This is a genomic window from Micromonospora sp. BL4, assembly GCF_003667505.1.
Classification (GTDB): domain Bacteria; phylum Actinomycetota; class Actinomycetes; order Mycobacteriales; family Micromonosporaceae; genus Micromonospora.
Genome location: NZ_RCVJ01000105.1, coordinates 104,592 through 128,152, shown reverse-complemented (window position 1 = coordinate 128,152; position 23,561 = coordinate 104,592). Strand labels below are relative to the sequence as shown.

Below are 23,561 nucleotides of genomic sequence, written 5' to 3'. Positions count from 1 at the left end.
CGTCACCCTTTCCCCTGGCCGGAGCCCGGCGGGTACCCGCTGCCGCCGGGACCAATCCCGGCCCTTCCGCCGGCCTGCTGCGCTGTCGGGCATTGGCGCTTCTGCTCCCCGACGCGGCTGCGGCATGATGGCGGGCATGACGGAGACCCCGCATCCCCTGTACGACAGGCACGCCGACACCCTCAACCGTGCGCTGACCGCGATCACGGAGCGGGGCTACTGGTCCGCCTATCCCGAATCCCCCAGCCCCCGGGTGTACGGCGAAACCGCCGCCGCCGACGGTAAGGCCGCCTTCGAGGCGTACCTCGGTGGCGACTTCCCCCTCGACCAGCCGGGCACCGGCGACCGGGTCGCCACCGAGGCGAGCCCGTTCGGCGTGGAGCTGGCGGTGCGCTACCCGCACGCCGGCCCCGACGAGCTGGTCCGCGCCGCCACCGTCGCGCTGCCGGCGTGGCGCCACGCCGGCCCGCAGGCCCGGGTGGGCGTCTGCCTGGAGATCCTCGACCGGCTGCACAAGCACATCTTCGAGCTGGCCAACGCGGTGCAGTTCACCAGCGGGCAGGCGTTCGTGATGGCCTTCCAGGCCGGCGGCGCGCACGCGCTGGACCGGGCGCTGGAGGCGCTGGCGTACGCGTACGCCGAGATGACCCGACACCCGGGCACCGCCGGCTGGGAGAAGGCCGCCGGCAAGGGCGACCCGCTGCGGATGACCAAGACGTTCCACGTGGTGCCGCGCGGGGTGGCGCTGGTGATCGGCTGCAACACGTTCCCGACCTGGAACTCGTACCCGGGGCTGTTCGCCTCGCTGGTCACCGGCAACCCGGTGATCGTCAAGCCGCACCCGCGCGCGGTGCTGCCGCTGGCCATCACGGTGAAGTACGCCCGGGAGGTGCTCGCCGAGGCGGGCTTCGACCCGAACCTGATCATGCTGGCTGCCGAGGCGCCCGGCGAGAAGCTCGCCAGCGACCTGGCCCTGCACCGGTCCGTGAAGATCGTCGACTTCACCGGCTCCACCGAGTACGGCGACTGGCTGGAGACGCACGCCCGACAGGCGGCGGTCTACACCGAGAAGGCCGGGCTGAACACGGTGGTCATCGACTCCACCGACGACTTCGCCGGCATGTGCCGCAACCTCGGCTTCACGCTGACCCTCTACAGCGGCCAGATGTGCACCACCTCACAGAACATCCTCATCCCGGCCGGCGGCATCGAGACCGACCAGGGGCACAAGAGCTTCGACGAGGTGGCCGGCGGGATCGCCGCGGCGGTCGGCAAGCTGACCGCCGACCCGGCCCGGGGCGTGGAGCTGACCGGCGCCATCGTCAACGACGGGGTGCTGGAGCGCCTGGCCGAGGTGACCAAGGTCGGCGAGCCGGTGCTGGAGTCCAGGGCCGTGGCGCACCCGGCGTACGCCGACGCGGTGGTGCGTACCCCGACGATCGTGAAGCTCGCCGCGGACGACGCGGAGACCTACGGCCGGGAGTGGTTCGGGCCGATCTCGTTCGCGATCGCCACCGAGTCGACCGCGCACAGCCTCGACCTGCTGCGCCGGACGGTCGGCGAGAAGGGCGCGCTGACCGCGGGGGTCTACTCGACCGACGAGGCGGTGCTGGACGCGACCGAGGCGGTGGCGGTCGAGGTCGGGGTGCACCTGTCCTGCAACCTCACCGGCGGGGTCTTCGTGAACCAGTCGGCGGCCTTCTCCGACTTCCACGGCAGCGGCGCCAACGCGGCGGCCAACTCGGCGCTGACGGACGGGGCGTACGTGGCGAACCGGTTCCGGATCGTGCAGTCGCGGCGGCATGTTTGATCTTTAGTTGCGGTTGAGGTTTCCGGGGGGAGCCCACCCGCTCCAGGCGGTCAGGCTTGATCCTTCCGCGGGCGGGCTCCCCCCGGAAACCTCTCGTGGCGCGCTGGTCGGGAGGCCGCCAGACCGTGGGTGGGCATCACCGGGGTCTTGCCTCTTTGATTGTTCTTGGGGTTGGGGTCAGGCTTTGCGGCGCATCTGGAGTTCGGTGAGCGCGGGGATGGTGGGGTGCGGGACGCGCACGCCGGTGTCGACGAAGCCGATTCGCTGGTACGCCCGGTAGGCCCGGTCGTTGCCGACCACCACCTCCAGCATCAGCTCGGGTCGCCCGCACGCCCGTGACCAGGCAGCCACCGCGTCGACCAGTTCCGCGAGCAGCCCGGTGCCCCGCCAGGCGGGGGTGATGTAGACCGCGTAGATGACGGTGAGACCGGATTCGGTCGGGGTGACCGTGCCCCCGGCGTGCCCGACCAGCCGGCCGCCCGGGTCCGCGACGAACTGCGCGGTGTCGGATCCGACCGCGGTGTACGCGATCCGGGCGGCGTAGTCGGCGTGCGGTCGGGCCGCCGCGTCGGCCACGGTCTCCAGGAAGGCCAGCGGCGCGTCGGCGAGCATTTCCAGGCGCAGCGCCCGCATCCGTGCGGCGTCCTCCGGCCGGACCCGGCGAACCTCCGCCTGCGATCGGGCGGCCCCGCGCGGATCGGTCTTCATGCCCGCATGCCTACCACAGCGGCGGACGGCGACTCGGACCGCGCGGTCACCCCCGACCGGGACAATCATCGGCGTGAATCGGGGTGATCGGAAACCGGGTCGACCGCCGCCGCCTGGGATGGCCCCGGCGCGTTCGGAATATGCCCGATTTGCGGTCGTGCGCGGCCGTCACTCCTCGTGTAGCGTGCGATTTCGGTCACCCGTTTCAGCGGCCGTCATCGATCGCCGGAGCGGTGGCCCGGAGGCGCCCGGCCCTGCCGCGCGCCAGGGCAGGCAACGCTGCGCAGAGTGAGGAAGTGCACCGTGGCACAGGGCACCGTTAAGTGGTTCAACTCCGAAAAGGGCTACGGCTTCATCGCCGTCGACGGCGGTCAGGACGTGTTCGTCCACTTCTCGGCGATCGAGATGGACGGCTACAAGGCTCTGGACGACGGCCAGCGGGTGGAGTTCGAAGTCGCCCAGGGACAGAAGGGCCCGCAGGCGGAGCGGGTGCGCGTCATCGCCTGAGTGGGTCGACGCCGGCGGGGCCCTGAGGGCCGGGGCTGCGTCACGCGGCCGCACCCTGGAAGATCGTGAACCATTCCAGCCGTCGCTGAGGAGGGTTCATGTCCGACCAGCCGCCCCCGGCCGTCCCACCCCCGGGTCAGCCCGACCCGTCCGGTCCGGCCGAAGGCCCTCCGCCCGGCACCCCTGCCGGCTGGGATCCGGGCGCGCCGCCCGCCTGGGGGCCGCCACCGGGCGCGCCGCCGCAGGGCTGGGTGTTCCCGCCCACCGGCGGCTACCCGATCGGCGCCGGGCCGTACGGCGGACAGCCCTGGTACCCGGGGCCGCCGGCCGGCGGGTGGTACCCGCCCGGCCTCGATCCGGCCGACCAGCTGGTCACCCCACCGGGGGCCGGGCTCAGCGGTTGGTTCGACCGGTGTGTGGGCGCGGTCCGGCGCGGCTGGCGATTGCTACTGCCCATCCTGCTGCTCACACAGGTGCTGCCGGCGGCGGTGCTGTCGGTGCTCTCGCTCGGGCTGGACCCGAGCGCGAAGTGGGAGACGACCGCCGTCGAGGGGTCGACCTCGCTGCCGGACAACTTCCTCATCGACCTGGCCACCGTGTTCCTGGTGGTCATCGGCGGCAGCCTGCTGATCGGGTTGGTGCAGGCCGTGGGCTGGGCGGCCGGCACCTGGGTGATCACCCGTCAGGCGGTCGGTGAGCCGGTCCGCCTCGGTGACGCGCTGCGCTACGGACTGCGCCGCGCGCTCGGCCTCTGGGGCTGGACGCTGCTGATCAGCGTGATCGTCGGCCTGGGCATCTGCTTCTGCGTCCTCCCCGGGGTCTACCTCGCCTTCGCGCTCAGCATGGCCGGGCCGGTCTACCTCTTCGAGCGGCAGAACCCGATCGGCCGGTCGTTCCGGATGTTCCACGACCGGCTCGGGCTGCTGCTGGGGCGGGTGGCGCTGGTGGCGGCGGTGGTGATCGTCGGCACTCTGGTCGCCAGCGTGCTGGAGGGGGTCGGCAGCGCCCCGTTCGGGGTCGACCCGCTCGCCACCCCGGGTTCCGCGATCGGCGTGGTGCTGGTGACCGCCGTCGGCGCGCTGCTGGCCCTCCCCGCGCACTTCGCGCAACTGGTGGGGCTGCTGGTGACGTACGCCGAGCAGCGGGCCCATGAGCGGCCGGTGAACGCCGCCGGACTGGCCGGGGAACTCGGCTGACCGAGGCCGTCGTGCTTGCACTCGGCAGGGGAGAGTGCTAAACAAGGTGTTGGCACTCGCATACCGCGAGTGCCAATGGTCGGGACGGTGGGGCCAGTTGCGCCGGCGTGGAGACGCCGGGGTGACATGGCCGGTCGTCGCGGGCTATCCGGCCCGGCCGAAGGACGTCGTCGTCGCCAGGTGGCGACGTCCCAAGGTGCGTACACCAGGCGGCCCATCCGGGGCACACAACTCGGGTGGCCCGTGAGTGTCCAGGAGGACAACGCCGTATGGCCAAGATGATCGCGTTCGACGAAGAGGCTCGCCGCGGCCTCGAGCGAGGCATGAACCAGCTCGCTGACGCCGTGAAGGTGACCCTCGGCCCCAAGGGCCGCAACGTCGTGCTCGAGAAGAAGTGGGGTGCCCCCACCATCACGAACGATGGTGTGAGCATCGCCAAGGAGATCGAGCTCGAGGACCCGTACGAGAAGATCGGCGCCGAGCTGGTCAAGGAGGTCGCCAAGAAGACCGACGACGTTGCCGGTGACGGCACGACGACGGCGACCGTCCTGGCCCAGGCCCTGGTTCGCGAGGGCCTGCGCAACGTGGCCGCCGGCGCCAACCCGATGGCCCTGAAGCGGGGCATCGAGGCCGCGGTCGCGAGCGTCTCGGAGGAGCTGTCCAAGCTCGCCAAGGACGTCGAGACCAAGGAGCAGATCGCCTCCACCGCCTCCATCTCCGCTGGCGACAGCACCGTCGGCGAGATCATCGCCGAGGCGATGGACAAGGTCGGCAAGGAAGGCGTCATCACCGTCGAGGAGAGCAACACCTTCGGCCTGGAGCTTGAGCTCACCGAGGGTATGCGCTTCGACAAGGGCTACATCTCGGCCTACTTCATGACCGACCCGGAGCGCATGGAGGCCGTCTTCGACGACCCCTACCTCCTGATCGTCAACAGCAAGATCTCGTCGGTCAAGGACCTGCTCCCGACCCTGGAGAAGGTCATGCAGTCGGGCAAGCCGCTGCTGATCATCTCCGAGGACATCGAGGGCGAGGCTCTGGCCACCCTGGTCGTCAACAAGGTCCGGGGCACCTTCAAGTCGGTCGCCGTCAAGGCGCCGGGCTTCGGTGACCGCCGCAAGGCCATGCTCGCCGACATCGCCATCCTCACCGGTGGCCAGGTCATCAGCGAGGAGGTCGGCCTCAAGCTGGACACCGTCGGCCTCGACATGCTGGGCCGCGCCCGCAAGGTCGTGGTGACCAAGGACGAGACCACCATCGTCGACGGTGCCGGTGACGCCGAGCAGATCCAGGGCCGGGTCAACCAGATCCGGGCCGAGATCGACAAGAGCGACTCCGACTACGACCGTGAGAAGCTGCAGGAGCGGCTGGCCAAGCTGGCCGGTGGCGTTGCGGTGATCAAGGTCGGCGCGGCCACCGAGGTCGAGCTCAAGGAGCGCAAGCACCGCATCGAGGACGCCGTTCGCAACGCGAAGGCTGCCGTCGAGGAGGGCATCGTCCCGGGTGGTGGCGTCGCGCTGGTGCAGGCCGGCAAGACCGCCTTCGACAAGCTGGACCTGGTCGGCGACGAGGCGACCGGTGCCAACATCGTCAAGGTCGCGCTGGACTCCCCGCTGCGGCAGATCGCCGTCAACGCCGGCCTTGAGGGCGGCGTCGTGGTGGAGAAGGTTCGTAACCTCGAAGCGGGTCACGGCCTCAACGCCGCCAACGGCGAGTACGTCGACCTGCTGGCCGCGGGCATCATCGACCCGGCCAAGGTGACCCGGTCGGCGCTGCAGAACGCCGCGTCCATCGCGGCGCTCTTCCTCACCACCGAGGCCGTCGTCGCGGACAAGCCGGAGAAGACCCCGGCTGCCCCGGCTGGCCCGGGTGGCGGGGACATGGACTTCTGAGTCCAGTTCCGACACCGAACGGGGCGGGCCGCTGACGCGGTCCGCCCCGTTCGTCGTCAGGTGGGTAGCGGGCGCTGATTGCGCCGCTTCTGCGCCCGGTCGTACGGCGGGGGCAGTTGGATCGGTGCGTCCACCATCTCCTGCGGCTCCTCGGCCACCGGCTCGCCGTTGGTGGTCATCTCGGCCAACTGCTCGGCGTCGCCGTAGTCGAGCCGGTCGAACGGCAGTTGGCCGGGGAGTTCGCCGACCGGTTTCCAGGTGACGGGCGGGCCGTCCTCGGTCTGGTCGTCATCCGTGGTCATGGCTGCCTCCTCTACCGAAACGGTAGGGGGCGTCGATGCCCGACGCGGGCGAATGGCACTATCTGGGTCTATATCCTATTCGCCCTTATTTGGTGCTCAGCGTCCGCCGGTACAGGAAGAAGACCCGCTCGATCCGGGCGCCGGCGCTGCCGGAGTAGAACGGCACCGGCCCCACCCAGCCGATCTGCGCCCGGTCCAGCCCCGCCTCCCGCTGATCGCGCAGACAGCGGCGCAGCAGCACCCCGCCGATGCCCGAACCCTCGGCGGCCGGGGCGGTGCCCATCGGTCCGAACCAGCTCGGCCGCGACGATCCGTAGGCGGCGAAGCCGAGCAGCTCGCCCGCCCGCTCCGCCAGGTGGCAGCCGGCGCCGTCGCGACCCACCGAGCCGGCCAGCTCGCCGTCCCACGCGCCACCGAAGGTGGACCGGGCGAACGCCGCCAGCGCCGGCAGGTCCGTCGGCTCCGCCCGGCGTACCGTGATCCCCTGCCCGGCCAGCCGCCGCTCGGCCGCCTCGGTGGACCGCAACGCCGGTGACCCGTCGTACGACAGGTCGGCGGTCATGTTCCAGGCGGTCCCGTCCTGCCGGTAGCCGAGCGCCAGGGCGGCGCAGACCGCCGGCGTGTAGCGCACGTCGATGCCCGGCCAGGCGTAGTACGGCGGGTTCCCGGCCAGCAGCACCTCGGTCACCCCGTGCCCGGCGAGCATCCGTTCGCCCCGCTCCAGCAGCGCCCGGCCGACGCCCCGACGACGCTGCTCCGGGAGCACCGCGACCAGGTCGACGTGCCCGAGAGCCGGGTCGGCCGACGACACCGAACCGAGCAGAACTCCGACCAGGTCCGCACCCCGGTACGCCCCCACCGCGACCACCGGCCGGTCGGCGGCGGCCCGAGGCCAGAGCGCGTCCACGATGGTGGCCGCCTCGGCGGCGTCCTCGGGCTGGTCGAGCGCCTGCGCACAGAGCCGCGCCGCGGCGGGGGCCAGGTCGGGGGTCAGCTCGCTGACGGTGATCTCGGCGTCCATGGTCGCCGACCCTAGATCACCGGGTGTTGGTTCGCGCTCCCGCCCGTCCTCAGCGCCGGGCGGCCCGGACGGCGGCGTACGCGTCGACCTGCCCGGACCCCGTGACGTTCGCCGGGCCGCCGCAGGCGTCGGCCGGGTTGCCGGAACGGTAGGTCGGCTGAGCCGGCGTCGCGGTGTCCCGCAGGATCTGCCGGGTCCGGGGCAGGTCGCCGACCAGCGCCGGGTTGGCCGACCACATCAGCGCGACCACCCCGGCCACCTGCGGGGTCGCCATCGAGGTGCCGTCCAGTGCGGCGTACCCGCCGCCCGGCATGGCCGACACCACGCCCACGCCGGGCGCCAGCACGTCCGGCTTGCCCGGCCCGCCCGGCACCGGCCCACGCGAGGAGAACTCCGCCACCCGCCGCTGTGCGTCCACCGCGCCCACGGTCAGCACGTCCGGATACGGCGCCGGCGGGTCGTCGATGGACGCGCACCACGGGCCGGTGTTGCCGGCGGCGGCGACCACGAAGATCCCGGCGGCGTCCAGCGCGGCGGTGGCCGGGCGCAGCACGTCGCGGTCGCAGCCCTCGATCGGCGGGCAGCCCCACGAGTTGGTCAGCACCTGCGGGGCGCGCTCCGGTCGGCCGTCCGTGAACGGGTCGCCGCCGGCCGGAAAGGGCGCCAGCATGAACTGGAGGCAGTCCAGGTAGTGGCCGGGGCTGCCCAGGTTGCGGTCCAGATTGACGCAGCCCACCCACTGCGCGTCCGGCGCCACCCCGATGCCGCCCCGCCCGACCGCGCTGCCCACCGTGTGGGTGCCGTGCCCGCCCTGGTCGGTCGGGGTCCGGGTGCCGTCCCACGGGTCGTACCAGGAGTCGTCCCCGCCGCGGAACCCGGCCCGCAGCGCCGGATGGGCGCCGTCCACACCCGAGTCCGAGCTGCCCACCACCATGCCCGAGCCGGTCACGCCGAGCTGCGACCACACCCGGTCGGCGCCGAGCTGTCGGATGTTCCACTCGGGGCCGGTGGGCGCGGCCGCGGTGCCCCGGCTCTGCCCGGCCGGGGCCGGCAGTGGCCGCAGTCGCTGGCTGACCAGCACCCGGGCCACGTCCGGGCGACGCGCGAGCCAGGCCCGCACCGCCGGACCGCCGTCCACCTCGACCGCGTTCACCAGGTAGTAGGGCACCGGATCGAGCCGGAGCCGCCGCACCTCCCGGCGCAGGTCGGTCTGGCTCCGGTCGGCGGTCGTCACGAGCCGCCGGTACACCTCCGCCGCCCGGGCGTCCCGTCCGGCCCGGCCGGGCGTGCCCGCCGGCAGGCCGCTCAGGTCGGCCTGCTCGCGCAGCACCACCAGCAGCCGCTCGCCGTGCAGGCCGGGCTGACCGGGCCCGAGGTCGACCACGCCCACCGCGATCAGCAGCACCGCCGCGGTGACCGCCGCCACCCGCCGGTTCGGCGTGCGGGCCGTCGGCCGGGCCAGCAGCACCGCGTACCCGATGGCGACCAGGACCGCGACGGCCAGGCCGGCGCCGGCGGCGGCCGCCACCCAGAACGGCACGTCGCGGGTGCCGACCAGCAGCAGGGTGATCTCTTCCGGATCGGTGAAGGCCAGCGGGCCGAGCGTGGCCAGGCCCACCAGCCAGCCGGTCGCGGCCCGGCCGGCGTGCACGGCGTCCGTCGCCCGGTCGGGCGTGTTCGCCCGACCGTCGGCGGCCGGACGCCAGGTCGCGGCCCACAGGGCCGCCAGCGCGAAACCCGCGGGCGGCAGGGTCAGCAACGCGGGCAGCTGCGCACCGGACTGGCCGATTCCCGCGGCGAGCAGCAGCAGCGCCACGCCGGCGACCAGGCCACCGACCAGCACGAGCCGGACCGGCCGGGGCGGCTGGCCGACCGCGAACCGGGACCAGAAGGGACCGTCCAGCAGCGTCGCGGCGAGCACCCCCAGCGCGGCCGCGGCCAGCAGGGCGAGCACGGTCTCCAGCAGCCCGCCCAGCGCGCCCAGCCAGACCCAGGGCAGCAGCAGAGCCAGCCCGGCGGCGACCGCGAGCAGCGGCACCGGGCCGGTCGTCGCACGGGCTCCCGAGCCGGCCGGCCCGGCGGACGCCGACCGGCGTGCCGACCAGCGCAGGACGAGCGCGGTGAGTGCCGCCGTAGCGGCCAGCGCGGCGAGGTACGCCTCGTGGTGCACCGGCGGTACGACCCGCAGCAGCGTGAGCGCCCCGAGCGCGAGCACGGCGGCCAGCCAGACCCGCCCGGTGGCCCGGACCGCGGCCGACCGGGGCAGCATGGCCAGCAGCAGCGCCGGCGTGCCCACCAGGACGACGGTGGCCAGGCCCAGCGCCGGCCAGAGCCAGCCCACCCGGTCCCGCCCGAACCCCAGCAGCACCTGGTCGGTGAGCCAGCCACCCGTCTGGGTGGCCACGGTCACCGCCACTGTCCAGCCACCGGCCAGCACGGCCGCGACCACCGGCCACGGGTTGGACCGGCCCGGGAGCGACGGCTGGTAGGGCGGCGGTTGACCAGCGGGTGACGAAGGGCCGACCTGCATGACTCGCACAGTACGGGGCCGGCGGCGCATGCCGGCACGGTGGCCACGGCGGTTACGGTGGACAAATGCGCGACCCCAACATCTCCCGCTCCGTCGCCGGGCAGCTCTCGCCGGTACGCCGGGCCGCCGACCTGCGCCGACTCCGCGCGGAGCGCTTCGACGTGCTGGTCATCGGAGGCGGGGTGACCGGCGCCGGCGCCGCCCTGGACGCGGCGTCCCGCGGTCTGAAGGTCGCCCTGGTCGAGGCGCGCGACCTCGCCGCGGGCACCTCCAGCCGGTCCAGCAAACTCATCCACGGCGGCCTGCGCTACCTGGAGCAGTTGGAGTTCCACCTGGTCCACGAGGCGCTCACCGAGCGGGGGCTGCTGGCCACCCGGCTCGCGCCGCACCTGGTCCGCCCGGTGCCGTTCCTGGTGCCGCTGCCGGCCGGCAAGGGCCTGCGGGATCTGCCCGCCCGGATCTTCCGCCGCTCGTACTACGGCGCCGGAGTGGCCACCTACGACGCCTTCGCCGGAGTCTTCGGCGGTGGCCGGGGCATGCCGCTGCACCGGCACCTGACCCGGGAGGGGGCCCGGCGGATCTTCCCGAGCCTGCGGGCCGACGCGCTGGCCGGGGCGATCCGCTACTACGACGGGCAGGTCGACGACGCCCGGCTGGTGGTCACCCTGGCCCGCACCGCGGCCAGTCTCGGCGCCACCGTGGTGAGCAGCGCCCGCGCGGTCGGGTTGATCCGGCAGGCGCGCGAGGTGACCGGCGTCCGTGTCCGCGACCTGGAGGCGCCGGCCGGCTCTCCGGACGCCGAGTTCGAGGTGCAGGCCCGCACGGTCATCGCCGCCACCGGCGTGTGGAGCGACGACATGTCCCGGATGCTCAACGACGTGGGCCTGCGGCCCGGCATCCGGGTGCGCGCCTCCAAGGGGGTGCACCTGGTGGTGCCCCGCTCGGCGATCACCGGCGAGACCGGGCTCATCCTTCGTACGGCGACCTCGGTGCTCTTCGTCATCCCGTGGGGCGGGCACTGGATCATCGGCACCACGGACACCGACTGGCGACTGGACCGGTCCCACCCGGCGGCGTCCGCCCGCGACATCGACTACCTGTTGGAGCAGGTCAACGCCGTGCTGGAGCGGCCTCTGACCACCGCCGACATCGAGGGCGTCTACGCCGGGCTGAGGCCGCTGCTGGCCGGTGAGGCCGACTCCACCTCGAAGCTCTCCCGTGAGCACGCGGTCTTCGAGCCGATGCTCGGGCTGCTGCTGGTCGCCGGCGGCAAGTACACGACGTACCGGGTCATGGCCTCGGACGTGGTGGACCGGGCCGCCCGCCGGCTGGGCGGCGCCCGTCCGTCGCGTACGGCCGACCTGCCGCTGCTGGGCGCGGACGGATACCCGGCCATGTGGCGGGACCGGGCCGACCTGGCCCGGCGGCACGGCGTGCCGGTGGGCGTGGTGGAGCACCTGCTGGAGCGGTACGGCACGCTCACCCTGGATCTGCTGGCGCTGATCGACGCCGATCCACTGCTCGCCTCCCCGCTGGCCGGGGCACCGGAGTACCTGGCGGCGGAGGTCGCCTACGCGGCGCGGGCCGAGGGTGCGCTGCACCTGGAGGACGTGCTGACCCGGCGGACCCGGATCTCCTTCGAGACCAGCCACCGGGGGCTGGAGTCGGCGGAGCACACCGCCGAGCTGATGGGCGCGGTGCTCGGGTGGGACGCGGTCACCCGGGCCCGGGAGGTCGAGCACTACCGCGCCCGGGTGGAGGCGGAACGGCAGTCCCAGCTGATGCCGGACGACGCTGCGGCGGACGCGGCCCGGCTGGGCGCTCCGGACGTCCGGGGTTACGCGGCCGACCGGGGTGGCGACGACGATCAGGCCGCGTTGCGTCCGTCCGCTCGGTGACGAAAAGGAACGTTACCGAGGGGTAACCATCGATACCGGCCCGGATGGTGGTTTCGGCTGCTATCTACGGTGGGGTAGGTTCCGCGCGTGCATTCCCGCGCGCGCTCCCGCCTGCTCATTCCGCTTCTCGCCATGGTGCTCGCCGGCGCCCTCACCGGGTGTTCGCTGTTCGACCGCGACACCGGGAGCCGCCCGGCGGCGCAACCGCCGGTGGGTGCGGCCGCCGGCGGGCCGGCGCCCGAGATCCCGACGACGGTCGCCGCGGGTCAGGTCAGCCTCCTGCAGCGGCTCGGCGCGGACGGCCCGATCCGCACGCTGAGCGTCGAGCGGGACGGCACCTGGCAGTGCCTTGACTGCGCCGGTGACGGCGTCACCTCCCGGGGCACGCTCGCCCCGGAGCAGACCGAACGGCTCCAGGTGCTGCTGGCCGACCCCAGGCTGGCGAACGAGACCGATCAGGCCCGGCAGTACCGGGTCACCTGCATCGACGCGCTGACCTCCAGCCTGCTCACCTCCGCCGGGCTGATCACCTCGCAGGACTGCCCGGGCGAGGAGCGCCCGCCGGTCTCCGGGGAGATCCTGCTGCTGCTGACGCAGGCGACCCCGGCCGAGGTCGTCGGCTGATCGCGCACCGGGGCGCGGGTCGCCCCCCGATCCGGTCAGAGCACCTTGCCGGGATTGAGCAGGCCGGTCGGGTCCAGCGCCGACCGGATCGCCTGGTGCACCCTGACCCCGACCGGGCCGATCTCCCGGGCCAGCCAGTCCCGCTTGAGCAGCCCCACCCCGTGCTCGCCGGTGCACGTGCCGCCCAGATCCAGGCCGAGCCGCATGATCTCGTCGAACGCCCGTCGGCCCCGCTCCACGCTCGCCGGGTCGGCGCGGTCGACCACGATGTTCGGGTGCATGTTGCCGTCCCCGGCGTGCCCCACCACGCCGATCGGCACCTCGCACTCCGCCGCGATCCGGGCCACCCCGTCCAGCAGCGCGGCGAGCGAACCGCGTGGCACCGCCACGTCGTCGATCACCAGACCGCCGTTGCCGCCCGGGTACGCGTCGGCGGCGAACTTCTCCATCGCCGGGTGGGCGAGCCGCCGGGCCTGCAGCAGCGCCGCCGCCTCCACCGCGTCGGTGGCCGCGTAGACCTCGTCGGCGCCGGCCGCCTCGCACACCTCGGCCAGGCCGGCCAGGTCGTCGGCCGCCCGGCTGCCGGTGTCCGCGGCGGCCAGCAGCAGGGCCTGCGCGTCCGTCCGCAGCCCCATCGGCTGGTACGCCTCGATGGCCCGCAGGTGGGTCTGGTCGAGCAGTTCCAGCAGGCTGGGAGTGAGCCCCCGGGCCGCGATCGCGGCCACCGCCGCCCCGGCCGCCGCCGTGGACGGGAAGACCGCCACCAGGGTCAGTGAGTCGGCCGGCGCGGGCCGCAGCGCCACGGTCACCTCGGTGATCACCCCGAGGGTGCCCTCCGAGCCGACGAAGAGCCGGGTCAGGTCGTAGCCGGCCACTCCCTTGGCGGTACGCCGACCGGTGCGCAGCACCTCGCCGGAGGCGAGCACCACCTCCAGGCCGAGCACGTACTCGGTGGTCACGCCGTACTTGACGCAGCACATGCCGCCCGCGTTGGTGGCCACGTTGCCGCCGATGGTGGACGACTCCCAGGAACCGGGGTCCGGCGGGTACCAGAGCCCCTTCCTGGCCACCGCCGCGGCGAGCGTCGCGTTGACCACCCCCGGCTGGACCACCGCGATGCGGCTCACCGGGTCGATCTCCCGGATCTCGTCCATGGCGACGGTGCTCAGCACCACCGCGCCGTCCACCGCGTTGGCCGCGCCGGCCAGCCCGGTCCGCGCGCCCTGCGGCACCACCGGTACGCCGTGCCGCGCCGCCGCCCGAACCACCGCGACCACCTGCTCGGTGCTGCGCGGACGGGTCACCACGAGCGGGGTGCCGGCCGCGCACAGGTCGGCCTCGTCCCGCTCGTGCATGCGCAGCAGGTCCGGGTCGGTGAGCACGGCGTTCTCGCCCAGAGCGGCGCGCAGCTCGTCGAGGAGTGGGGTGGGGGCCATGCAGCTGAGGCTAGGTCGCCGGCCGCCGATCATCAACATGATCGACTGCGCGGGCTAGCTTGGCACCATGCTCTACCTGGACCGGCCTGCCTGGCCGTGGCGCGGTCGGCTCTGGTCACACCTGATCAGCGACGTGTCGTACGCCGAGCTGCACGCCTTCGCGGAGGCGCTGGGCGCCCCCCGGCGCGGTTTCGACCGCGACCACTACGACATCCCGGCCGACCGGTTCGCGGCGGCGGTGTGGCTCGGGGCGCGCGTGGTGCCGAGCCGGGAGCTGGTCCGGTTGCTCCGCGACGCCGGCCTGCGTCGCCCGAAGCACCTGGTCAGCCCGCGCCCACCGGCGGTTCGGTGAGCGTGGCCAGCTCGCGGCGCAGGTTGGCCCGGGCCGGCTGTTCCCAGCGGCTCGCCAGCGGCGGCAGCCGGAACAGCGCGGGCAGCGCCAGCAGCCCGGTGAGCACCGCGGCCCGCCCGGCCCGGAAGGCCGGCTCCGGCACGTGCGCGTACTCCTGCCGGACGGCGGCCGCGTAGCGGTCGTACGCGGCCGGCGCCGCGCCCAGCACGGCGAGGTCCGCGTCGCAGAGCAGGGCGCCGTCCCGGTCGCCCGGCGCCACGGCGTGACCGGCGGTGAGCAGCACCAGCCGCCGCACCTCGGCCAGCGCGGGCGCCGGCACGCCGAGCCCGGCGAGCACGCTCGCGGCCAGCGTGGCACTGTCCCGTTCGTTGGCGTCGCCCGCCGCCCGCGGGTCGTACACCGCGTCGTGGCACCAGGCCGCCAGCCGGACCAGGTCGGCCCGGTCGGCCAGCGCGGCGTGCCGGTCCACCACGTCGAGGACGGCGGTCAGGTGGGCAACCGTGTGATAGTGCCGGTGCGGCTCCCGCCATCGGGCGAGCAGCTGCTCCCCGGCCCGCGTCGAGCCCGCGCCGGGCTTCGCCCCGGCGCCCCGGGCTGCCGCCCGCCACCGGTCCAGCAGATCGGCCATCGTCCGAGTCTGCCGCATCCGGCCGTCGCGGCGCGGATCGGGAGGATTCAGCGGGCCCGCCTCGGGTAGTCGCGCCCATGGCCGTGGCCCGGGACAAAAGAGCTCCGTTGGTGCGGCGTACCGCGCTGCGTGAAGGGCTGGTGGACGTCGACGGCGCACGGATCGCCGAGGCCACCGAGGAACTGCGGCATCGCAGCAAGGCAACCCTGCACGACCGGCTGCACCGGGTGCGGATGGCCGGCGGGCTAGCGGTGCAGGCCGGGCTCGCCGCAGGGCTGGCGTACTTCATCTCGCACCGGCTGCTCGGCAACCCGCAGCCGGTCTTCGCGCCGATCTCCGCGGTCGGCACCCTGGCGGCCTCGGTCGGCCAGCGGTTCCGCCGGACCGTGGAGCTGATCGCCGGGGTGGGCATCGGGGTGGCCATCGGCGATTTCCTGATCTACCTGCTCGGCACCGGCGCGTGGCAGCTCGGCCTGGTGGTCACGGTGGCGATCCTGCTCACCATCTTCGCCGGGGCCAGCGTGGCCATCGTCATCCAGGCGGCGGCCACGGCGGTGCTGATCGTGACGCTGAGCCCGTCGACCCAGAACCTGGAGATTCCCCGCTTCGTCGACGCGTTCCTCGGCGGTGGGGTCGCGCTGCTGGTGACGGCGGTGCTGCTGCCGCTGAACCCGCTCCGGGTGATCAATCGCGCCGCCCGGCCGGCGCTGGACCTGCTCGCCGCCCAGCTCGACGCCACCGCCGACGGGCTGCGCAACCGGGACCGCGCCACGGTCCAGCAGGCGCTGGAACGGCTGCGGAACAACAAGGAGGAGCTGGCCACCCTGGCCGAGGCGATCGAGGGTGCGAAGGAGACCGCCACCCTCTCCCCGGCCCGCTGGCACCGGCGCGACGAGCTGACCCACTACGCGGAGGCGGCGGACCCGATCGACCGGGCGATGCGCAACACCGGCACGTTGATCCGCCGGTCCGTCACGCTGATCGAGGACGAGGAACCGGTGCCGGATCCCATGCCGGACGCGATGAACCACCTCGCCGAGTCGGTCCGGTTGCTCAAGCACGAGTTCGCCGTGGGGGAGGAGCCGGAGAAGGCCCGCGAGAGGGCGCTGCGGGCGGTCAGCGAGGCCGGTCGGGCGTACGGCGCCGGGGTCGGCTTCTCGGGCAGTGTGGTGGTCGCCCAGATCCGCACCACGGCGAGTGACCTGCTGGTGGCCTCCGGGATCGAGCAGGAGGAGGCGAACCGGTGCATCCGCACCTCCTTCGGGGAGCAGGAGCGGCCAATCGGTGAGCCGGCCGAGCCGGGCGACTCGCCGAAACCCCCCACCGCCCCACCGGTCGGCTGACCACGCCGCCCGCCGTCCCGGCTCAGCCGCTGCGCCGGCCGTCCCGGCTCAACCCAGCGTGGCGAGGGCGGCGAGCAGCCGGTCCACCTGAGCGGAGGTGCTGCCCAGGCCGATGCTGGCGCGCAGCGCGGTGGGCGGCAGGTCCCGCCGGCCGGTGCGCCCCGCCGCCTCGGTCAGCAGCCGCCGAGCCAGCGGGTGGGCACAGAACAAACCGTCCCGTACGCCGATCCGGTGATCGACGGCCAGCCGGGCGGCCACCTCGGCCGAGTCCCACCCGGCGACCACGAACGAGACGATGCCGACGCGCGGCGCGTCCGGGCCGAAGGTGCGCAGCTCCACCACGTGCGGCAGGGCCGCGATACCGGCCCGCAGCCGGCCCAGCAGCTCCTGCTCGGTGGCGGCCAGCGCCGCCCGGTCCGCCCCGGCCAGCGCCTCGCACACCGCGGCCAGCGCCACCGCGCCGAGCAGGTTCGGCGTGCCGCCCTCGTGCCGGGCCGGGCCGGTCACCCAGGTCACGTCGTGCGTGGCCGGCCCGACGTGGCTGGTGGCGCCACCACCGGCCAGGTACGGCGCAGCGGCGTCCAGCCAGTCGGCCCGGCCGACCAGCACGCCCGCGCCGAACGGCGCGTACAGCTTGTGGCCGGAGACGGCCAGGTAGTCCACGTCGAGCGCGAGCACGTCGACCGGGACGTGCGGGGCGAGCTGGGCGGCGTCGAGGACGATCCGCGCCCCGTGCCGGTGGGCCACCCGGGCCAGCTCGGCGACCGGCCAGCGCTCACCGGTCACGTTGCTCGCCCCGGTCACCGCGACCAGCACCGGCAGTGCCGCGTTGCTGTCCCGGCGCAGCTCGGTGAGGGCGGCGGCGAGGGCGCGTACCGCCTCGGCGGGATCGCTGGGCACCGGCAGCCGTACCGAGCCGCGTGGCCAGGGCAGCAGGTTGGCGTGGTGCTCGCCCGCGAAGGTGACCACCGTCGTGCCGGCGGGCACCGCCCGCGCCAGCAGGTTGAGCGCGTCCGTCGTGTTGCGGGTGAAGATCACGTGGTCGTCGGCGCGCGCGCCGAAGAAGTCGCCCACCGTCTGCCGGGCCCGCTCGTAGGCCAGCGTGCAGCGCCGGGACAGCGCTCCCGCGCCGCGGTGCACGCTCGCGTACCAGGGCAGCAGCTCGGCCACCGCGTCGGCGGCGGCCCGCGCGCACGGCGCGCTGGCCGCGTAGTCCAGGTTGATCTCGCCCGGTACGCCGAGCACGTCGAGCGGCCGCGACGGGGCCGGCGCGGGCGCGCTGACGGGCCGGGTGGGCAGCGAGGGTACGAGGGTGACGGACACGCCGGAACCTCCGGGGTCAGGGACCCCGGGTGCGATGTCCGGACGGGGTCCGCGCTTGCCCAGCACGCCGATCGGGCTGGGCCCGGTCATCACCCGGGGCACCCCACCGCGAACTCGACGAGGGTTGCCGGCCAGCAAGCCGGGGCTTGACGCTGGCGCTCGTGACCTGTCGGCAGCATAGCGGCTGCCAATGGGCCCGGACCAGCCGGCGGCGGATGGCTACGCTGACCGCATGGCCGACACCCCGCCCGGTGCACCCCTGCCGTCGCCGCCCGCGCCCGCAGCCCCGTCCACCGGCGAGGCGCCCCGGATGCCGCTACGCCGCCTGGGCTGGCGGCGGTTCCTGGTGCTCGCCGGGGTGGTGCTGTTCATCGCCGGGTGCGCGGTGTTCATGGTCTTCACGCTCGGCCAGTCGCTCGGCGTACGGGCACTGCTGATCGGGGTGGTCGCCGCCATCCTGCCGGTGCCGGTGCTGGTCGCCTGCTTCCTCTGGCTGGACCGGTACGAGCCGGAGCCGCTGAAGTATCTGATCTTCTGTTTCGCCTGGGGGGCGTTCGTCTCCACCGCCGCCTCGCTCACCGTGAACGAGTTCGCCGCCGGCCGGTTCGCCGACTGGGGGCTGCCGGCCGCGCTGACCGGGGTGCTGGTGGCGCCGTTCATCGAGGAGCTGACCAAGGCCCTCGGCCCGATCCTGCTGCTGGTGTTCCGTCGCCGGGAGTGGTCCGGGATCACCGACGGCCTGGTCTACTGCGGGCTCTCCGCGGTCGGGTTCGCCATGGTGGAGAACATCCTCTACCTGGGCGGGTACGGCTACGCGACCGGCGCCGACCGGTACGGCCCGGCGACGGGCACCCAGCAGGTCATCGCCATCTTCATCGTCCGGATCCTGCTGTTCGGGTTCGCCCATCCGCTGTTCACCTCGATGACCGGTGTGGGGCTCGGTGTCGCGGCCCGTACCGCCGACCGGCGCGTACGGGTGCTCGCCCCGGTCGCCGGTCTGCTGCTGGCGATGATGCTGCACGGCACCTGGAACCTCCTGCCGACGCTCACCCAGGCCACCGGCGAGGCGCTGATCATGCTGTACGGCTTCCTGGGCCTGATGGTGCCGATCTTCTTCGGCATGGTGGGGCTGGCTGTCTGGCTGCGCGCGTGGGAGGGCCGGCTCACCGAGCGGACGTTGCCGGACTACGTGCGCGCCGGCTGGCTGAGCCCGCCCGAGGTGGCCGCGTTGAGCAGCCTCGGTCGCCGGCACGCGGCCCGCAGTTGGGCACGCCGGGTGGCCGGGGACGCCGGGGTGCGGGCGATGCGCGGGTACCAGTTCGCAGCGACCCGGCTGGCCCTGCTGCGCGACGGGTCGCTGCGCGGTCTGGACCGCAAGCCCGCCGACCGGGAACGGACGGCCACCGAGGAGCGGCAGCTGCTGGAGGCGATCACCGCGTACCGGTCGTTCTTCGTGGGGCGGGACCCGCAGGCCCCGGCCGGGGTCTGGGACGGCAGCCGCTACCACCTGCGCTTCCCGGACGGCTCGCAGCGTCCGGTGGCCGCGCCGGAGGAGCCGGTGGTGCCGATCCCGGTGGTGCTGGCCGCGCCGCCGCCTCAGGTGGGATACGCCCCGCAGGGCTGGTACGGCCCTCCGCCGGGGGCGCCCTGGCCGCCCCGTCACCAGTGACGGCCGGCGGCGGCTCAGGTCATCAGGGTGGTGAGGAAGTCACCGAGGCCCTGGGCCATCGCCATCAGCGCGGCCCCGATCGCCTTGAACATCTGCGCGGCGCCGTCCGGCCGGAACGCCATGAAGTAGATCAGGAACGCGACGCTGCCCCAGGCCAACAGCTTCTTCACGAATACCGGCATCGTCCCTCCCCAGGGCCACGGTCGCCGGATGGCTTCCCTTCGTGCGGCCTGGCAAACGGCGCGCGGTGGGGCGCGGTGGCCGGGGGAGGCGCGTCAGAGGTAGAGGCCGGTGGAGTCGTTCTCGATCCGTTCGGCGGCCACGGCGTGCACGTCCCGCTCCCGCAGCAGCACGTACCCGCGGCCGTGCAGCTCGACCTCGGAGCGGTCGTCCGGGTCGAAGAGCACCCGGTCGCCGGAGACGATGGCGCGGACGTTCGGACCGACTCCGACGGCGGTGGCCCAGGCGAGGCGCTTGCCGACCGCGGCGGTCGCCGGGATGACGATGCCGGCGGTGGAGCGGCGCTCGCCCTCGCTGCCCTCCATCCGCACCAGCACGCGGTCGTGCAGCAGGCGGATCGGCAAACCGGTGTCGAGATCCTGGTCGGCGGTCACGTCGCAGACGCTACCGTGTGGCCGACGGCCGGCCCGACGGTGGTTACGCACGAGGCGGTCGGGGCAATGTGTGGCGGAACTGCCCTATGGTGTCGGGAGCGGACGTAAGCTGTCCGCCCTGTCGCTGTGGGCGGACCGGTTCTCTGCCAGGAGGTGCGCTTGAGCCGCTTCGAGCGGGTACGCGGGCGGCTCCGCCGCGCCTATCAGTCGGGACGGGAGTCGGTGCGCGCCAATCGGAGCGTGTCGAGCGACGACTCGGAGCCGGCCCGGGTGGCCTCGCCCGCCGTGCCGGGGCCGGTCGCGCCGCCGTCGGCCACGGTCGTCGGTGCGCAACCCCCGGCGGACCTGCACAGCTCGACCTCCAGCCGGGACGACGCCGACGTTCCGCACGGGCTGCGGATCGCCGCCGCGTGGTGCTGGCGGCTGATCGTGATCGGCGTGGTGGCCTGGGCGCTGCTCCGGATCGTCGGCACCATCAAGATCGTGATCATTCCGCTGGCCATCGCCCTGCTGCTCTCGGCGTTGCTCGCACCGGCGGTGGGCTGGCTGCTGCGGGCCCGGCTGCCCCGGTCGCTGGCGACGGCCGTGGTGCTGGTCGGGGGCTTGGCCGGGGTGATCGGCACGCTGACCCTGGTGGTCAACGAGTTCATCCGGGGGGCGCCGGAGCTGAGCGAGAAGTCCTCGCAGGGCGTCCGGCAGATCCAGAACTGGCTGAAGACGGGCCCGCTGCATCTCTCCGACACCCAGCTCGACCGCTACATCGACGAGGCGCAGGATTGGATCAACTCCAACACCTCGGACCTCACCAGCGGGGCGCTGAGCACCGCGGCGACGCTGGCGGAGGTGCTGACCGGCACGCTGCTGGTGCTCTTCGCGACGTTCTTCTTCCTGCGCGACGGCAACCGGATCTGGCGCTTCCTGGTCCGGCTGCTGCCGGTGGCCGCCCGGTGGAAGGTCGATGACGCCGGCCGCGCGTCCTGGCACACGCTCGGCGCCTACGTCCGGGCGACCGTGCTGGTGGCCTTCATCGACGCGGTGGGCATCGGCATCTTCCTGGTCGTCTTCGACGTCCCGTTCGCCTTCCCGCTGGCCGCGCTGGTCTTCCTCGGCGCGTTCATCCCGATCGTCGGTGCGGCGCTCTCCGGTGGCGTGGCGGTGCTGGTGGCGCTCGTCGACAGCGGCCCGGTCACCGCGTTGATCATCCTGGGCGCGGTGATCGGCGTGCAGCAGGTGGAGGGGCACGTGCTCCAGCCGCTGATCATGGGCCGGGCGGTGGCCATCCACCCGCTCGCGGTGATCATCGGTATCGCCGCCGGGGTGGTGCTCGCCGGGATCACCGGCGCGCTGGTGTCCGTGCCGCTGATCGCGGTGCTGAACACCGCGGTCCGCCGGCTGGCCGCCCGGACGGTCCCGGACACCCCTCCCGACGCCGTGGTGGTCGCCGCGCAGGCTCCCTGACCCGCGGCCGGCGGTCAGGTGCCGGCGAGGCGTTGCAGCGCGCCGCGGGCCACCTCGGGACGGGTGGTGTACCAGAACGGCGGCAGCGAGCGACGCAGGAAGGGCCCGTAGCCGCGGGCGGTCTCCAGCCGGGAGTCGAGCACCGCGACCACCCCCCGGTCACCGGTCGCCCGGATCAACCGGCCCACGCCCTGCGCCAGCCGGACCGCCGCGATCGGCACGCTGACCGCCGCGAAGCCCGAGCCGCCGCCCGCGTCCACGGCTGCCGCGCGCGCCGCCGCCAGCGGCTCGTCCGGCCGCGGAAAGGGCAGCCGGTCGATGACCACGAGCTGACAGGCGTCGCCCGGCACGTCCACCCCCTGCCAGAGCGACATCACCCCGAACAGGCAGCTGGAGCGCTCCTCGCGGAAGCGGCGGACCAGCAGCGGCAGCGCCTCCTCGCCCTGCAACAGCACCGGCAGGTCGGTCCGCGCGCGCAGCAGCTCCGCCGCCTGCTGCGCGGCCCGCCGGGACGAGAAGAGCCCGAGAGTACGACCACCGAGCGCCTCGACCAGCGCGAGCAGCTCCTCCCCGGCCGCCTCGGGGAGCCCGGAGACGCTGGGCCGGGGCAGGTGCGCCGCGACGTACAGGATGCCCTGCCGGGCGTAGTCGAACGGCGACCCCACATCCAGGGAGCGCCACCCCGGGCCCTCGGTCGCCGGGACGGTGGCGGCGTCGGCCAGCCGGCGGCCCGGCGTCTCGGCCGCCGGGCGGCCCGGGCCGGTGCGGGCGGCCAGCGAGGCGGCGGCCGGGGACGCCGGGACCGGCGGCGCGTCCAACCCGAGAGCGCGGGCCACCGTGTCGAACCGGCCACCCAGCGCCAGGGTGGCGGACGTGGCGACCACGGTGCGTTCGTCGTACAGGTGGGTGGCGAGGGTGCCGGCCACCGACAGCGGCGCGACCACCAGCGCCCGCCGGCTGCCGCTGTCGTTCTTCTCCACCCAGGCCACGTCGTGGTCGGCCTCCTCCAGCAGCCGCTGCGCGGTCGTGGAGAGCTCGTCCAGCACCGCCTTGGCCTGCTGCTTGCGGACCGGATCGGGATCGTCGGACTTGACCTCGCCGATCGCGTCCAGCGCGGCGCGGGTGGCCGCGTCGAGCAGCGTGCACGCCTCCCGCAACGGCGTCGGCAGCCCGGCGGTGAGACGCCCCGCGGGCGCTTCGGCCAGCCCGACCGCGAGGGCGTCGCCGGCGGCGGTGAGCGCCTCGGCGGTCTCCGGCCGCAGCAGCGGGCGGGCCCGCCGGGTGGACCGGTCGATCAACTCCGGCACCAGTTCCGCCTGTGCCGCCGACGAGACCCGGTCGGCCAGCTCGTGTGCCTCGTCCACGATCAGCAGCTTGTGCGGCGGCACGATGTGCCGGTCGGCCAGCATGTCGACGGCGAGCAGGCTGTGGTTGGTCACCACGATGTCCGCCTCGCGGGCCCGGGCCCGGGACGCCTCGGCGAAGCACTCCGCCCCGAACGGGCAGCGAGTCGCCCCGACGCACTCCCGGGCCGGCATCGACACCAACCGCCAGGCCTGGTCGTCGACCCCCGGGTCCAGTTCGTCGCGGTCGCCGGTGGCGGTCCGTTCGGCCCAGTCGCGCAGCCGCTCGATCTGCTTGCCCATCCGGCCCGCCTCGCCGAGCCACTTCGTCCCGCCGCCCGGGCGGGCGGCCGGGGCGTCGAAGAGCGTGTCCTCCGGCTCCTCGGCGGTGGAGTTGTCCAGCCGGGCCAGGCAGAGGTAGTGGTGGCGGCCCTTGAGCACCGCGAAGGTGGGCCGGCGGCCGAGGAGCGGCTCGACCGCGTCGGCCATCCGGGGCAGGTCGTGGTCGACCAGCTGGGACTGCAACGCCAGGGTGGCGGTGGAGACCACCACCGGGCCGTCCACGGTCAGCGCCGGCGCGAGATACGCCAGCGACTTGCCGGTGCCGGTGCCCGCCTGGACGAGCAGGTGCTCGCCGGTGGTCACGCACTCCTCGATCGCGGTGGTCATCTCCTGCTGGCCGGGGCGCGCCGCGCCGCCGGGCACCGCGCCGACCGCCGCCGCGAGCAGCTCGGCCCCGCTGGGCCGGGCACCCCGTCGCCGGCTACCGGCACGGGCCGACGGGGTGGCGGAACCGGTGGCGGTGCGGGGCGGAGTCACCGTGCGACGGTACCCGCCGCAGCCGACACGGGCTGAGCCCATCCGCCCGCGTGGCGCGGCGCCGGGCGGGTCCGGCAGCGTCCGGTTA

The 23,561-nt window shown here is 74.2% G+C and carries 20 protein-coding genes and 1 riboswitch; of the genes, 10 read left to right on the top strand and 10 right to left on the bottom strand.

Going from position 1 to position 23,561, the window contains the following annotated elements:
- Positions 1–136 precede the first annotated feature (136 nt).
- On the top strand, positions 137–1,810 hold the full coding sequence (gene paaN / locus EAD89_RS10705) for a phenylacetic acid degradation protein PaaN (RefSeq protein WP_199733468.1): 1,674 nt from the start codon (positions 137–139) through the stop codon (positions 1,808–1,810).
- 177 nt (positions 1,811–1,987) lie between these two features.
- On the opposite strand, the gene EAD89_RS10700 is transcribed toward paaN, so the two are convergent.
- On the bottom strand, positions 1,988–2,518 hold the full coding sequence (locus tag EAD89_RS10700; protein WP_121675580.1) for a GNAT family N-acetyltransferase: 531 nt from the start codon (positions 2,516–2,518) through the stop codon (positions 1,988–1,990).
- A 303-nt stretch (positions 2,519–2,821) separates the two neighbouring features.
- Here EAD89_RS10700 and EAD89_RS10695 point away from each other — a divergent pair, with 303 nt between their 5' ends.
- The 3 genes from EAD89_RS10695 to groL all read left to right on the top strand — a co-directional run bounded on the left by EAD89_RS10695 (position 2,822) and on the right by groL (position 6,113).
- Positions 2,822–3,025: a cold-shock protein gene (locus tag EAD89_RS10695; protein WP_121656584.1), complete on the top strand. Its 204-nt coding sequence runs from the start codon at positions 2,822–2,824 to the stop codon at positions 3,023–3,025.
- A 98-nt stretch (positions 3,026–3,123) separates the two neighbouring features.
- On the top strand, positions 3,124–4,221 hold the full coding sequence (locus EAD89_RS10690; protein WP_121675579.1) for a hypothetical protein: 1,098 nt from the start codon (positions 3,124–3,126) through the stop codon (positions 4,219–4,221).
- Positions 4,222–4,490: 269 nt separating this feature from the next.
- Complete coding sequence (gene groL / locus EAD89_RS10685) at positions 4,491–6,113, top strand: chaperonin GroEL (protein WP_121653515.1); 1,623 nt, start codon at positions 4,491–4,493, stop codon at positions 6,111–6,113.
- Positions 6,114–6,169: 56 nt separating this feature from the next.
- Here the strand turns inward: groL and EAD89_RS10680 are convergent, their stop codons facing one another.
- The 3 genes from EAD89_RS10680 to EAD89_RS10670 all read right to left on the bottom strand — a co-directional run bounded on the left by EAD89_RS10680 (position 6,170) and on the right by EAD89_RS10670 (position 9,966).
- Entirely contained in the window at positions 6,170–6,415 is a 246-nt protein-coding gene (locus EAD89_RS10680) for a hypothetical protein (RefSeq protein ID WP_074314935.1), read from the bottom strand.
- An 85-nt stretch (positions 6,416–6,500) separates the two neighbouring features.
- On the bottom strand, positions 6,501–7,436 hold the full coding sequence (locus tag EAD89_RS10675; RefSeq protein WP_121675578.1) for a GNAT family N-acetyltransferase: 936 nt from the start codon (positions 7,434–7,436) through the stop codon (positions 6,501–6,503).
- Positions 7,437–7,485: 49 nt separating this feature from the next.
- Complete coding sequence (locus tag EAD89_RS10670; RefSeq protein WP_121675577.1) at positions 7,486–9,966, bottom strand: S8 family serine peptidase; 2,481 nt, start codon at positions 9,964–9,966, stop codon at positions 7,486–7,488.
- A gap of 80 nt (positions 9,967–10,046) precedes the next feature.
- On the opposite strand from EAD89_RS10670, the gene EAD89_RS10665 reads away from it, so the two are divergent.
- Positions 10,047–11,864, top strand: a complete 1,818-nt coding sequence (locus EAD89_RS10665) for a glycerol-3-phosphate dehydrogenase/oxidase (RefSeq protein WP_199733471.1) — start codon at positions 10,047–10,049, stop codon at positions 11,862–11,864.
- Positions 11,865–11,951: 87 nt separating this feature from the next.
- Positions 11,952–12,488, top strand: coding sequence for a hypothetical protein (locus EAD89_RS10660; RefSeq protein WP_121675575.1), 537 nt, complete (start codon positions 11,952–11,954; stop codon positions 12,486–12,488).
- Positions 12,489–12,523: 35 nt separating this feature from the next.
- Here the strand turns inward: EAD89_RS10660 and EAD89_RS10655 are convergent, their stop codons facing one another.
- Positions 12,524–13,924 (bottom strand): FAD-binding oxidoreductase, encoded by a 1,401-nt coding sequence (locus EAD89_RS10655; protein WP_121675574.1) that lies wholly within the window; start codon positions 13,922–13,924, stop codon positions 12,524–12,526.
- A gap of 67 nt (positions 13,925–13,991) precedes the next feature.
- Between EAD89_RS10655 and EAD89_RS10650 the strand changes: the two genes are divergently transcribed.
- On the top strand, positions 13,992–14,276 hold the full coding sequence (locus tag EAD89_RS10650; protein WP_121653521.1) for a DUF4031 domain-containing protein: 285 nt from the start codon (positions 13,992–13,994) through the stop codon (positions 14,274–14,276).
- Here the strand turns inward: EAD89_RS10650 and EAD89_RS10645 are convergent.
- The gene (locus EAD89_RS10645; RefSeq protein ID WP_199733467.1) at positions 14,248–14,904 is read right to left on the bottom strand and encodes a metal-dependent phosphohydrolase; all 657 of its coding nucleotides are present in this window, start codon (positions 14,902–14,904) and stop codon (positions 14,248–14,250) included. The genes EAD89_RS10650 and EAD89_RS10645 overlap by 29 nt on opposite strands.
- Before the next feature lie 140 nt (positions 14,905–15,044).
- Between EAD89_RS10645 and EAD89_RS10640 the strand changes: the two genes are divergently transcribed.
- The gene (locus tag EAD89_RS10640; protein ID WP_233578485.1) at positions 15,045–16,247 is read left to right on the top strand and encodes an aromatic acid exporter family protein; all 1,203 of its coding nucleotides are present in this window, start codon (positions 15,045–15,047) and stop codon (positions 16,245–16,247) included.
- Positions 16,248–16,295: 48 nt separating this feature from the next.
- Here EAD89_RS10640 and EAD89_RS10635 read toward each other — a convergent pair whose 3' ends face one another.
- On the bottom strand, positions 16,296–17,570 hold the full coding sequence (locus EAD89_RS10635) for an aminotransferase class V-fold PLP-dependent enzyme (RefSeq protein WP_121675572.1): 1,275 nt from the start codon (positions 17,568–17,570) through the stop codon (positions 16,296–16,298).
- Positions 17,571–17,616: 46 nt separating this feature from the next.
- Positions 17,617–17,737: riboswitch (SAM riboswitch) on the bottom strand.
- A gap of 23 nt (positions 17,738–17,760) precedes the next feature.
- On the opposite strand from EAD89_RS10635, the gene EAD89_RS10630 reads away from it, so the two are divergent.
- On the top strand, positions 17,761–19,239 hold the full coding sequence (locus EAD89_RS10630) for a PrsW family intramembrane metalloprotease (RefSeq protein WP_121675571.1): 1,479 nt from the start codon (positions 17,761–17,763) through the stop codon (positions 19,237–19,239).
- 14 nt (positions 19,240–19,253) lie between these two features.
- Here the strand turns inward: EAD89_RS10630 and EAD89_RS30715 are convergent, their stop codons facing one another.
- Positions 19,254–19,421, bottom strand: coding sequence for a hypothetical protein (locus EAD89_RS30715; protein WP_199723342.1), 168 nt, complete (start codon positions 19,419–19,421; stop codon positions 19,254–19,256).
- Between the two features lie 93 nt (positions 19,422–19,514).
- Positions 19,515–19,853 (bottom strand): co-chaperone GroES, encoded by a 339-nt coding sequence (locus EAD89_RS10625; RefSeq protein WP_121653525.1) that lies wholly within the window; start codon positions 19,851–19,853, stop codon positions 19,515–19,517.
- 159 nt (positions 19,854–20,012) lie between these two features.
- On the opposite strand from EAD89_RS10625, the gene EAD89_RS10620 reads away from it, so the two are divergent.
- The gene (locus EAD89_RS10620; RefSeq protein ID WP_121675603.1) at positions 20,013–21,311 is read left to right on the top strand and encodes an AI-2E family transporter; all 1,299 of its coding nucleotides are present in this window, start codon (positions 20,013–20,015) and stop codon (positions 21,309–21,311) included.
- A gap of 14 nt (positions 21,312–21,325) precedes the next feature.
- Here the strand turns inward: EAD89_RS10620 and EAD89_RS10615 are convergent, their stop codons facing one another.
- On the bottom strand, positions 21,326–23,515 hold the full coding sequence (locus EAD89_RS10615) for an ATP-dependent DNA helicase (RefSeq protein WP_199733466.1): 2,190 nt from the start codon (positions 23,513–23,515) through the stop codon (positions 21,326–21,328).
- Between the last annotated feature and the right edge of the window lie 46 nt (positions 23,516–23,561).